9 protein-coding genes and 2 pseudogenes are annotated in these 12,378 nt (G+C 60.2%); all 11 read left to right on the forward strand.

What is annotated here, in order from left to right; all coding sequences use genetic code 11:
• Positions 1–275: 275 nt before the first annotated feature.
• The 11 genes and pseudogenes from AC070A_RS32710 (at position 276) to AC070A_RS32760 (ending at position 12,184) form a co-directional block, all read left to right on the forward strand.
• Positions 276–1,301, forward strand: a complete 1,026-nt coding sequence (locus AC070A_RS32710) for a BMP family protein (RefSeq protein WP_057251369.1) — start codon at positions 276–278, stop codon at positions 1,299–1,301.
• Between the two features lie 126 nt (positions 1,302–1,427).
• Entirely contained in the window at positions 1,428–2,957 is a 1,530-nt protein-coding gene (locus AC070A_RS32715) for an ABC transporter ATP-binding protein (protein WP_112996710.1), read from the forward strand.
• Positions 2,947–3,996 (forward strand): ABC transporter permease, encoded by a 1,050-nt coding sequence (locus tag AC070A_RS32720; RefSeq protein WP_113736916.1) that lies wholly within the window; start codon positions 2,947–2,949, stop codon positions 3,994–3,996. Before AC070A_RS32715 ends, AC070A_RS32720 begins: the two co-directional genes overlap by 11 nt.
• A gap of 1 nt (position 3,997) precedes the next feature.
• Positions 3,998–4,939 (forward strand): ABC transporter permease, encoded by a 942-nt coding sequence (locus AC070A_RS32725; RefSeq protein WP_057251367.1) that lies wholly within the window; start codon positions 3,998–4,000, stop codon positions 4,937–4,939.
• A pseudogene (locus AC070A_RS32730) lies at positions 4,936–6,125 on the forward strand (cytosine deaminase). The gene AC070A_RS32725 and the pseudogene AC070A_RS32730 overlap by 4 nt, the downstream one beginning before the upstream one ends.
• 31 nt (positions 6,126–6,156) lie before the next feature.
• Positions 6,157–6,386, forward strand: a pseudogene (locus tag AC070A_RS32735) (type II toxin-antitoxin system VapC family toxin); the annotation flags it as partial.
• Positions 6,387–6,562: 176 nt separating this feature from the next.
• Positions 6,563–7,258 (forward strand): UdgX family uracil-DNA binding protein, encoded by a 696-nt coding sequence (locus AC070A_RS32740; RefSeq protein WP_112996708.1) that lies wholly within the window; start codon positions 6,563–6,565, stop codon positions 7,256–7,258.
• Between the two features lie 766 nt (positions 7,259–8,024).
• Positions 8,025–9,329, forward strand: coding sequence for a sn-glycerol-3-phosphate ABC transporter substrate-binding protein UgpB (ugpB, locus tag AC070A_RS32745; RefSeq protein WP_057251363.1), 1,305 nt, complete (start codon positions 8,025–8,027; stop codon positions 9,327–9,329).
• Between the two features lie 65 nt (positions 9,330–9,394).
• Positions 9,395–10,276, forward strand: a complete 882-nt coding sequence (ugpA, locus tag AC070A_RS32750) for a sn-glycerol-3-phosphate ABC transporter permease UgpA (protein WP_112996706.1) — start codon at positions 9,395–9,397, stop codon at positions 10,274–10,276.
• Between the two features lie 7 nt (positions 10,277–10,283).
• Positions 10,284–11,132 (forward strand): sn-glycerol-3-phosphate ABC transporter permease UgpE, encoded by an 849-nt coding sequence (gene ugpE / locus AC070A_RS32755; protein WP_057251361.1) that lies wholly within the window; start codon positions 10,284–10,286, stop codon positions 11,130–11,132.
• Positions 11,132–12,184 carry a sn-glycerol-3-phosphate import ATP-binding protein UgpC gene (locus AC070A_RS32760; protein WP_057251360.1) on the forward strand — a complete coding sequence of 351 codons (1,053 nt, stop codon included), beginning with the start codon at positions 11,132–11,134 and terminating at the stop codon, positions 12,182–12,184. The genes ugpE and AC070A_RS32760 overlap by 1 nt, the downstream gene beginning before the upstream one ends.
• The last annotated feature ends 194 nt before the right edge of the window (positions 12,185–12,378 follow it).

Below are 12,378 nucleotides of genomic sequence, written 5' to 3' on the forward strand. Positions count from 1 at the left end.
GGGCAATTTGTTGACCATTGAACGCCCGCTTTATGTCACACAGGACGCTGAGGGCAGTGTTAGCGAAGCTTTCGCACTACATGGGCCTCTGCGTATCGCGCGCGACACTTCCAGAGCCTTTCGCGCCAAAATACTTATGAATTGTCGCGGAGGTCGCGTCGTTTCTGTTTGAATGGTATGCCGCGTCCAATTGCTGCCACCCTCAACTTCACCTACATTGACCAAGTGGTAAAAAGACGCGTTCCAAAACGCGCAATCAATCAGAGGGGAAGTTCATGCATAGCAATTCCTTCAATTTCGCCATTTCCAGAAGAAATCTGATCAAAATTGCCGGCGCCTCCGCCGCGGTGGCTGCAGCGGGTATTCCAAGCCGCCTGCTCGCTGCCGACCCGACAAAGGTGGCAGCCGTTTATACCGTCCCGGTCGAGCAGCAGTGGGTTAGTCGTATTCACAAGGCGGCCAATACCGCCAAGGAGCGCGGCGACATCGAATATGTTTATTCGGAAAACACCGCAAACAACGATTACGAGCGCGTCATGCGCGAATATTGCGAGGCGGGCCACAAGCTGATCCTGGGCGAGGTCTTCGGCGTCGAGGATGCCGCCCGCGCCGTCGCCAAGGACTATCCTGACGTCGCCTTCCTAATGGGCTCGAGCTTCAAGCCCGATGCCGCCGTGCCGAACTTCTCGGTGTTCGACAACTATATCCAGGACGCATCCTATCTGTCTGGCATCATCGCCGGCGCGATGACCAAGTCCAAGAACATTGGCATGGTGGGAGGCTACCCGATCCCGGAGGTCAACCGGCTGATGAACGCCTTCATGGCCGGCGTGAAAGAAGTTGCCCCGGACACCAAGTTCCAGGTCGCCTTTATCGGCTCGTGGTTCGATCCGCCCAAGGCCAAGGAGACGGCGTTCGCCCAGATCGATGGCGGTGCGGATCTGCTGTATGCCGAGCGTTTTGGCGTGTCCGATGCCGCCAAGGAAAAGAAGATCCTGGCGATCGGCAATGTCATCGATACCCAGGCAGACTATCCGGACACCGTTGTCGCCTCCGCGCTGTGGCATTTCGAGCCGACGCTCGACAAGGCGATCGCCGAGGTGAAGGCCGGCAGTTTCAAGGCCGACGACTACGGCGTCTATTCCTTCATGAAGAACGGCGGCTGTTCGCTAGCACCTCTCGGCACCTTCGACAGCAAGGTTCCGGACGACATCAAGGCCAAGGTCGCTGAGAAAGAAAAGATGATCAAGGACGGCGCGTTCACCGTCGAGATCAACGACGCCGAGCCTAAGTCGAGCTAGCCTGTGCTCCCGTTCATGGGAGAGGTGGGCAACCTTGCCGGAGGGGGATACCCTTCGCCGGAAGCGACCACTCTCTCCCTGGACGGGAAAGGAAGCCTTCCCACATCGCCACTTCCGGTCACTGCCGTGTCAAGAAACCCTGCCCTTCGTCTTTCCGGCATCAGCAAGCGCTTCGGCCCACTCAGGGCAAACGAGGCCATTTCCTTCGAGCTGAAGCGGGGCGAAGTCATAGCACTTCTCGGGGAGAACGGTGCCGGCAAAACGACGCTGATGAACATTCTATTCGGCCACTATGTCGCTGACGAGGGAACCGTCGAGGCCTTCGGAAAGCCGCTTCCGCCGGGAGATCCGCGCGCGGCTCTCGATGCCGGCATTGGCATGGTCCACCAGCATTTCACCCTTGCTGACAACATGACGGTGCAGGAAAATATCGCGCTTGGCACGCAGAGCCTCTGGCGCATGCGGCTCGACAGGGCCGCAGCGCGGCGGCGCATCGAGCAACTGTCGGCCGATTTCGGCCTCGCCGTCGAACCCGCCGCCACCGTCTCCACGCTCTCGGTCGGCGAACGTCAGCGCGTCGAAATCTTGAAGGCACTCTATCGCGAAGCCCGTCTCCTGATCCTGGACGAGCCGACGGCCGTTCTAACACCCGCAGAGACCGATGCGCTGTTCCGGACACTGAAGCTGCTCGTCGCAAAGGGTCTGTCGATCATCTTCATCTCCCACAAATTGCACGAAGTAATGTCGGTCAGTGATCGGGTGCTGGTTCTGCGCTCCGGCCGGCTCGTTGGCGAGCGTGAAACGGGTTCAACCGACCGCAAAGAACTAGCCGCCCTTATGGTTGGCCAGGAGGTCAAGCCGGCGGAGGTCAACCCGGTAAAGCGGGGTGCACCGCTGCTGGCGCTCGAAAGGGTCTCCACGACGCCGTATAACGGGGCCGGCCTCGATCAAGTGTCGCTCACGCTCACGGCCGGCGAGATCACCGGCCTTGCCGGCGTTGCCGGCAATGGCCAGGCTGGCCTTGCGGCACTCATCGCCGGCATCCGGCGCCCGACCACCGGGAGCATCTCCATCGCCGGGAGGGAAGTCGCCGACTGGTCGCCGCGCGCAGCACTCGCCCACGGCGTGGCCCGGATTCCAGAAGATCGCCACGCTATCGGCAGCATCGGCGACATGAGCGTGACGGAGAATGTCATCGGCGAACGCTACCGCAGTCCGCGGTTCAGTCGCATGGGCTTCCTGAACTGGAGGGCTGCCCGCGGCTTCGCCGAGAAACTCATCACCGACTACGAGGTCAAATGCCCTTCGCCCGAGGCCCGCATGCGCCTGCTTTCGGGCGGCAACATGCAGAAGCTAATCCTCGGCCGGGCCCTTGATCCCGACCCGACGGTCATCCTTGCAAGCCAGCCGACCCGTGGCCTCGATGTCGGCGCCGTCGCATATGTACACCGCATGCTGCTCGAAGCACGCGACAGGGGCGCGGCTATATTGCTGATATCCGAAGACCTCGAGGAGGTCCTGGCATTGTCCGACCGCGTCATCGTCATGTCCAAGGGACGCCTTTCGACGCCGTCTTCGCGCGGCGAGCGCAGCATTCGGCAACTGGGAGAGCTGATGGCGGGCCACGACGGGGAGCGCGGCGACCATGCGGCTTGAGCCAAAGCTTGCACCGTCCTTGGCGGTCACCTTGCTGTTTCCGCTGGCAGCCATCGCCACAACGCTGGTGTTGACGTCGATGCTCGTTCTCATCGCTGGCGCTTCGCCGCTGTCCGTCTTCTATCTCGTGGCCAAGGGAGCGGCCGGCTCACAGTTCGCGCTTATGGAAACCCTGACCCGTGCGACGCCGCTGATCTTCACGGGCCTGGCGATCGCCGTCGCCTTTCGGGCCAAGCTCTGGAACATCGGCGCGGAAGCCCAACTCTACATCGGTGGCGTCGTCACCGTGGTGCTGGGAACCGGCACACTACCGCTACCTTCGGTTGTTCTGATCCCGGTGATCATGGTCGCCGTCATGGCCGCAGGCGCGCTGCTTCTGCTCGGCCCGGCCGTGCTGAAGACCCGCTTCGGCGTCGATGAGGTGGTCACCACGTTGCTGCTCAACTTCATCGTCCTGCTGTTCGTGTCGATGCTGCTTGAAGGTGTACTCAAGGACCCGATGGGGCTCGGCTGGCCGCAATCGCAAAAGGTCATCGCTGAAGCCCAACTGCCGCGCCTCATCCAGGGCAAGCGCCTGCACTACGGCTTCGCCATAGCGCTTGTTTCGGCCGTTCTCGTCTGGGTCGTCATGAAAAAGACGGTTCTCGGCTACGAAATGCGCGCCGTCGGCCACAATCCCGAGGGGGCACGTTTTGTCGGCATTCTGGTCAACCGCACGCTGATGAAGACGGCCTTGCTTTCGGGCGGGTTGGCCGCACTTGCAGGCTTTTCCGAAGTCTCGGGGCTCAAGGGAAACCTGACGCTCGACCTGTCGCCAGGCTACGGTTACACCGGCATCGTCGTCGCGATGCTCGCCATACTCAATCCGCTCGGCGTCATCGCATCGGCCATCTTCGTCGCCGGCATCTTCGTCGGCGCCGATGCCATGAGCCGTGCCGCCAAAGTGCCGAGTTACATAGCCGACGTCATGGTTGCGACTTCGCTTCTGTCGATGGTTGTCGCGATCCTTCTGGCGCGATTCCGGATCAGGTGGAGATGACATGGACGCGCTTGAAATCCTCTTCACCGCCTCCTTCTGGGTTGCCGCCATCCGGATCGCATCCCCGCTGATCTTCGCGACCATGGGCGAGTTGATATGCGAGCGCGCGGGCGTTCTCAATCTGGGCATCGAAGGGATCATGACGGCCGGGGCTTTTGCCGGCTGGTTCACCGTCTATTCTGGCGGCGATCTTTGGGCCGGCGTGCTGGTCGCGGCCATTGTCGGCGCCATGTTCGGCTTGCTGCACGCCACACTCACCGTACCGCTCGGCCTGTCGCAACACGTCGTCGGCATCGGCATCACGCTGCTTGCCACGAGCTTGACCTACTTCACCTATCGGCTTGCGCTGCCCGAGGTGACGTCGCCGCCGAAGATTGAGCCGTTCCAGCCGTTGCCGATCCCGGGTCTTTCCAGCCTTCCCGTCATTGGCGAGGCGCTGTTTTCCCAGACGCCGCTGACCTATCTCGCGTTCGTGTCAGTCGCAGCCGTCGCCTGGATTCTTTACCGCACGCCCATTGGCCTTGCCGTTCGCGCTGTCGGCGAAAACCCCTCGGCGGTCGAGGCCCAGGGCATTTCCGTGACCGGCATCCGCACGGGTGCCGTCGCCATCGGCAGCGCGCTGATGGCGGTGGGTGGTGCCTTTCTCACTACTTCGGCCTTCAATTCCTTCTTTTTTCAGATGATCAATGGGCGCGGCTGGATTTGTATCGCGCTGGTCGTCTTCGGCTCCTGGCGGCCAGGGAAGGCGCTGATCGGCGCCATACTGTTTGCCGCCTTCGATGCCTTTCAGGTTCGCCTGCAGCAGATATCGGGCGGTATCGTTCCCTATCAGGTTTTCCTGATGATGCCCTATGCGCTGTCGATCCTGGCGCTGATCCTGGTCGCGCGTCGCGCCACCTATCCCAAAGCTTTGATGATCCCGTACCAGAAAGGCGAAAGATGAGTTTCGACTTGATTGTAAAGGGCGGCACGCTGCCCGACGGAACCGTCGCCGATATCGGCATCAATGGCGACAGGATCGCCGCGATCGAGCCCAGCATCGATGCCGAGGCCGGTCGCGTCGTCAATGCCTCGGGCACGCTCCTCGAAGGCATCACGCTGTGGGGCGAACTCAAGCCGCTCCTGACTCATGAGGCCGTAAAGGAGCGCGCGTTGGCCTACGATGGGGCTCCTGGCCATCCGCACCCATGTCGATACCTGCGACGACCGCCTCCTGGCAGTGGAAGCCCTGCTCGAAGTCAAGAAGCAGATCGCGCCCTATATCCACCTTCAACTCGTCGCCTTCCCCCAGGACGGTCTCTATCGCTCGCCGAATGCGCGCGAGAACATCATTCGCGCCCTCGACCTGGGCGTCGACATCGTCGGCGGCATCCCGCACTTCGAGCGGACCATGTCCGAGGACATGCGGTCCGTTACCGAACTTTGCGAGATCGCGGCCAAGCGTGGCCTGATGGTCGACCTGCATTGCGACGAAACTGACGACCCGCTTTCGCGCCATATCGAACAGCTTGCCTATGAAACTAAGAGGCTCGGCCTGCAGGGCCGGGTGGCAGGTTCGCACCTCACCTCGATGCATTCGATGGACAACTACTATGTCTCGAAGCTGCTGCCGCTGATTGCGGAGGCCGGTGTCTCAGCAATTCCCAATCCGCTCATCAACATCATGCTGCAGGGGCGGCACGACACCTATCCCAAGCGCCGCGGCATGACGCGCGTGCCCGAGATGCTCAAGGCCGGCATCCGCACCGGCTGGGGCCAGGATTGCGTGCTCGATCCATGGTACTCCCTCGGCACAGCCGACATGCTCGACGTCGCCTTCATGGGATTGCACGTCGCCCAGATGTCCTCCCCCCGCGGACATGCGCACCTGCTTCAACATGGTCACCAAGGTCAACGCCGGGATCATGGGGCTCGATCATCTCGGCCTGGCCGTTGGCAAATCCGCAAGCCTGGTGGTGCTCGATGCGGGCAATCCGATCGAGGCGGTGCGCTTGCGCGCCGAGCGGCTTTGCGTCGTGGCGAATGGGAAGGTCGTGGCTGAACGCGAAAAGCACGATACGACCCTGTCCATCAAGGGCCGCCCGGCGACCATCAACCGCCGCCACCTCGTTCCACGGTTGGCGCGTTGACCGGACTGGACGAGAACAAGCTTCAACAGCTGATCAAGCCGGATTTGAACTGGCACCAATGCCGCGAAAGGCTCTCTTTCTGGCAAGCAAGGTTTTCACACGATATCGCAAAGCAGGGGAACGAGAACTGGCGTTCTCCCAGACTTCTTCATCGGTGCGCATGCGGCCGTCAGCGGGCTGCCGTTGCTCACGCGTGACGTTGGTCGCTATCGAACCTATTTCCCGACATTGACATTAATTGCCCCGGATTTGCCGACTTAGTGGCCCTGGCGGATCGGGATTGAGCAACGGTCGCACCAGGCAACCCACTCCACCTTCGTCGCGCTCGGAAGCGGTAATGGGAACGAAACTACGCACGACCTGTTGGGATCAAGGAACGCGACGGCGAGTTTCATATCGCCGAACCGAGCCGCGCAACATTCGTGGATCGCCGAGCGATGGCAACGACTAGAAACAGTCCAGAACATTCGGCCACGCAGGGGCCGGCTCTTGAGAACCCCCATATGAGCGGTCTTTCGCTTGTTGATATCCGACAGCAAGCCGAGGATTGCCGCCGCTGCGACCTCTACAAGCATGCGACCCAGCTTGTCTTTGGTGCGGGTCCGGAAAACGCGAAACTTATGCTTGTCGGTGAACAGCCTGGAGACAAGGAAGATCTAGCGGGAAAGCCCTTTGTCGGCCCCGCAGGCACCGTATTGACCGAATGTTTGGAGGAAGCCGGCATCGAACGCGAGGCCTGCTATCTGACCAACGCGGTCAAGCACTTCAAGTATGAGCAGCGTGGCAAGCGCAGACTGCATTCGAAGCCCAATGCCGGCGAAGTTCAGCGTTGCTCCTGGTGGCTCGGCGCCGAACTCGCCCGCCTGCGACCAGCCGTAGTCGTGGCGCTCGGCGCTACGGCAGCAGGAGCACTGCTCGGAAGATCGATCAGGGTGACCAAGGATCGTGGGCGGCCGCTGGAAGTTGGTTCCCGGTTTCTGATCGTCGTAACAATCCACCCATCATACCTGCTGCGAATTCGCGATCGATTGAATGCCAATCGCGAGCGGGAGCATTTTGTTGCCGATCTGCGCCTTGCCAATGAACTGCTGTCTGGGAAAATTGAGCCGGCTGCGCGGCGACAAACAAGGTGAAATTCGCGTCCTGATCGTCGCACTATGGCCGGCCTCCAAAGGAGGAGTTTCGGAACCATTTGAGCATCTGCCCGTTTTTCGTTCGTCCTTCGGGCCACATTGATGGGCGCGGGGTACTAGTCCGAATGAATACCGAGTGGATCCAATGGCCGATAAACTGGACGAGCGCGGCGAGCCGCTGTCAGCAACGCACGATGCCGAAAGGACTACCTTCTCTGCCAGGGAAACGCGCCAGGCGGGAATGGGCAGGCGCGTTTTTTTGGTTCTTGCGGCGAGCCTAGCCCTCGTCCTGCTTGCGTGGGGAGCGGTAGAACTGACAAGCCGTGCCACCGGAGACCAGTCTAGTAGCGAAGGCAGTGTCACTGCGGCGCAACCCAAGTAATCGAGCCGCAGGTGCCAGGTTAGAATTTCAAAAGGTTGGTAGCCAAGCAGGCGCGATCCGCGAGAATCGACGCCGCGTTGCTCGTTGCCGAAGATGGCGAAGCTGAAGCAGCTCGAGAATGAGAACGCGCGGCTTATAAAGATTGTCGTGGACCTGACCATGGACAGCTAGATGCCGCAGGACGCCATTCGGCTCGAGGGCATGAACAGAACGAAAATTCCACCGAAAAGCAGGAAGGAACTCGCCATTCCATTTTCTCTTGCAGGTTCGTTCCCGTTCGTTTTTAATCCGCCTACTTTCGCCACGAAAGTCAGTCGCGTTTGATCGAGGAGGGTCGACGCGATCAAGACAGACATCGTCGTCTTAATAATCGGAGGAACAACCATGTCAGCTTTCAAATGGACTCTTGCGGCCACATCCACGCTTTCACTCCTTGCTGCTTCCAATGTCTTCGCGGCGACGGAACTTCAATGGTGGCATGCCATGACGGGCGCCAACAACGAAACGGTTGAAAGGCTTGCGAAGGAATTCAACGAGAGCCAGTCGGACTACAAGGTCGTTCCAGTGTTCAAGGGTACCTATGCTGAAACATTGAACGCGGGCATCGCTGCTTTCCGTTCCAAGCAGTCGCCTGCAATCCTGCAGGTGTTCGATGCCGGCAGCGGCGTGATGCTGGGCGCCGAGGGCGCTGTGGTGCCGGTGGCGGACGTTCTTCAGAAGGGCGGCTACGAGTTCAACAAGGATCAGTACCTGCCAGGCATCGTCGCGTACTATTCCAAGGCTGACGGGACCATGCTGTCCTTCCCATTCAACTCGTCCTCGCCGATCCTCTATTACAACAAAGACGCCTTCACGAAGGCCGGCATCGATACCGCAAAGCCACCGGCCACATGGCCCGAGGTCTTCGAGGCGGCCAAGAAGATCAAGGCGAGTGGGGCGGCAAATTGCGGCTTCACATCGACCTGGCTGACCTGGATCCAGACCGAGAACTTCTCCGCCTGGAACAACGTGCCCTACGGCACGAACGAGAACGGCCTCTCTGGCCTCGAAGTCGAACTAAAAATCGACGCTGCGCTCTTCGTCGAGCATTTCCAGTCGATTGCCGACCTCGCCAAGGATGGAACGTTCCGCTATGGCGGCCGCACATCGGAAGCAAAGCAGCTGTTCATGTCGGGCGAATGCGCCATCCTGACCGAATCATCCGGCGGTCTCGGCGACATCGTGAAGTCGGGGATCAACTATGGCGTCGGCCAGCTTCCCTACTATGAAGGCCATGGTCCACAAAACACCATCCCCGGTGGCGCAAGTCTCTGGGTCTTCGCCGGCAAGAGCGACGGCGAATACAAGGGCGTGGCCGAGTTCTTCCACTTCCTCTCGAAAACGGAAACCCAGGCCCAGCTACACCAGGTTTCGGGCTATCTGCCAGTGACGCTGGCAGCCTATGAAGAAACCAAGAAGTCCGGCTTCTACGAAAAGAATCCGGGCCGGGAAACGCCGATCAAGCAGATGATGGGCAAGGCTCCCACCGAAAATTCGAAGGGTGTTCGCCTCGTCAACCTCCCGCAGGTTCGAGACATCCTCAACGAAGAGTTCGAAGCGATGCTTGCTGGCCAGAAGGATGCAAAGACGGCGCTCAGTGAAGGTGTAACGAAGGCAAACGCGGCAATCAAAGCAGCGATCGGAAACTGAACCTCTAAACGAAATGTCCGCACCGCAAGGCGGTGCGGACTGGTATTCCCTGGAGGGGACGTTTCATGCAGTCCGTCGTGTTTCCCAACAAGGTGCTGCCGTATCTTCTGCTTGCGCCTCAGATCGTCCTGACGATCGTCTTCTTCTTTTGGCCCGCAAGCCAGGCTCTCTACCAGTCGGTCCTGCGCGAGGATCCGTTCGGCCTGAAATCCGGTTTCGTCGGCCTCACCAACTTCCAGGCGATCCTGTCCAATCCGGACTACCTGCATTCGCTGAAGGTCACGGTGGTCTTCAGTCTCGCGACGGCCCTGTTGTCTATGGCTCTCGCTCTCCTGCTGGCCACGTCGGCAGACCGCGTGGTGCGGGGGCGCAACATCTATCGTACGCTTCTGATCTGGCCCTATGCGGTCGCCCCCGCCGTTGCCGGCATGCTCTGGCTCTTCATGTTCAATCCGGCGATGGGAACGTTCGCCTACATTCTGCGCCGGAACGGGTTTGTTTGGGATCCGCTCCTCAATGGCAACCAGGCGATGTGGCTGGTCATCGTTGCGGCGGCCTGGAAGCAGATCAGCTACAACTTCCTGTTCTTCGTCGCCGGCCTGCAAGCGATACCGAAATCGCTGATCGAGGCCGCCGCGATCGACGGCGCCCGCGGCAGCAAGCGGTTCTGGACTATCGTCTTTCCGCTTCTTGCGCCCACGACGTTCTTCCTGCTGGTCGTCAACACCGTCTACGCCTTCTTTGATACCTTCGGCATCATTCATGCCGTCACCGGCGGGGGACCGGCAAAGGCCACCGAAACGCTCGTCTACAAGGTTTACAACGACGGTTTCGTCAATCTCGACCTCGGCAGTTCGGCGGCCCAATCAGTGATCCTGATGATCATCGTCGTTGCGCTGACGGCCTTCCAGTTCCGCTTCGTCGAGAAGCGGGTCCATTACTCGTGAGACCCCGATGATCGAAAATCGCCCCATTTCCACCCTGATCAGCCACCTGGTGCTCGTGATCGGGATCATCATCGTTGCGCTTCCGATCTACTACACGTTCGTCGCGTCGACGCACACGTCGATCGAGATCGTGCGCCCGCCGATGTCGCTCGCGATCGGCGACCATCTCGTGGAAAATTACAAGGAAGCAGTCGGTGGCGGCGTCGAGCGCGTCGTCGGCGTCAGCCTCGAGCGGCTGCTTTTCAACTCGACGGTCGTGGCGATCGCAATCGCGGTCGGCAAGATCGTGATTTCCTTTCTCTCCGCCTTCGCGATCGTCTTTTTCCGCTTTCCGCTGAAGATGCTGTTCTTCTGGATGATTTTCATCACGCTGATGCTTCCGGTCGAGGTGCGCATCCTGCCGACCTACAAGGTGATCGTGGACCTAGGCCTGATCGACACCTATGCGGGCCTGACGCTGCCGCTGATGGCTTCGGCGACGGCGACCTTCCTCTTTCGCCAGTTCTTCCTGACGATACCGGGAGAACTGGTGGAAGCCGCGCGCATCGACAATGCCGGGCCGTTTCGCTTTATGCGGGACATCCTGCTGCCACTCTCTGCAACGAACATCGCCGCGCTCTTCGTCATCCTCTTCATCTACGGCTGGACCCAGTACCTCTGGCCCCTGCTCGTCACCAACGACGCCAAGATGAATACGATTATCATTGGGCTCAGGCGGATGATCGACTTCACCGACGCCTCGACCCCCTGGAACTATGTCATGGTCACCGCGATCCTGGCGATCATCCCCCCTATCCTCGTCGTGGTGCTAATGCAGCGCTGGTTCGTCAAAGGTCTTGTGGAGACAGAAAAGTAATGGCTGAGATTACCCTTAAAGACGTCCGCAAGACCTACGGCACGGTGGAAGCGATCAAAGGCGTCTCGCTCGACATGACGGATGGCGAATTCGTCGTGCTGGTCGGTCCGTCGGGCTGCGGCAAGTCCACGCTCCTGCGCATGATCGCCGGGCTCGAAAGCATCACCGGCGGCGATATCCTCATCGGCACGCGCCGGGTCAACGATGTGGAACCGGCCGAACGAGATATTGCCATGGTCTTCCAGAACTATGCGCTCTACCCGCACATGAGTGTGCGCCAGAACCTCGCCTACGGGCTGAAGAACCGCAATACACCGGCCGCCGAGATCGACCGGCGAATAGCGACCGCCGCCAGGACGCTGGAGATCGAACCCTACCTGGACCGCAAGCCGCGCCAGCTTTCGGGCGGCCAGCGCCAGCGTGTCGCGATGGGGCGGGCCATTGTCCGGCAACCGGCCGCCTTCCTCTTCGACGAACCGCTCTCCAATCTGGACGCAAAGCTGCGCGGACAGATGCGCATAGAGATCAAGCGGCTGCAGCGGTCGCTCGGAACGACGAGCGTGTATGTCACGCACGATCAGATGGAAGCGATGACGCTCGCCGATAGGCTGGTCGTCGTGAATGCCGGCCGGATTGAACAAGTCGGTACACCGCTGGAGCTCTACGAGAAACCCGCGACAACGTTCGTTGCCACTTTTATAGGCTCGCCCTCGATGAATCTCTTGCAAGGCAAGGACATGTCGGCGGGGTGGTCGCTCTCCCCGGATGTGGTGCGCCCGAATGCCGACTATACGCTCGGCATCCGCCCCGAGGATCTTTCCCCGATACCCGCCGATTCACCAGGTTTGCCATTCGCGGCCACGGTCCGGATCGACGGTATCGAACTAGTCGGGGCCGAGAGCCTCCTGCATGGTCGGCTCAAAAACGGCAGCGAATTGATCTTCCGAGTTTCCGGGCGAGCACACAACGAGATCGGCGACGAGGTGAAAGTTGGCGCCGGTGCGGAAGCTCTCCATATGTTCAGTGCAAACGGCGGCCACCGACATGGATAAGTCGCTCGCAGATTGCAATCGAGCCTGACCGCCACCCCCGCTCATATATTAGTAGTTGGAAATGTACGATTTCGCCATCACGTTTGACCTTTGAATCGCACATGGTCTGAACTTCAGCGTAAGCGACAAGGAGACCCCATCTGGCAGGGGTGATGGACGTCACGCTATGGCAGGCATCTGATTTCTCTGACTGT

It is taken from the genome of Ensifer sp. GW101-20A05 (assembly GCF_059424735.1).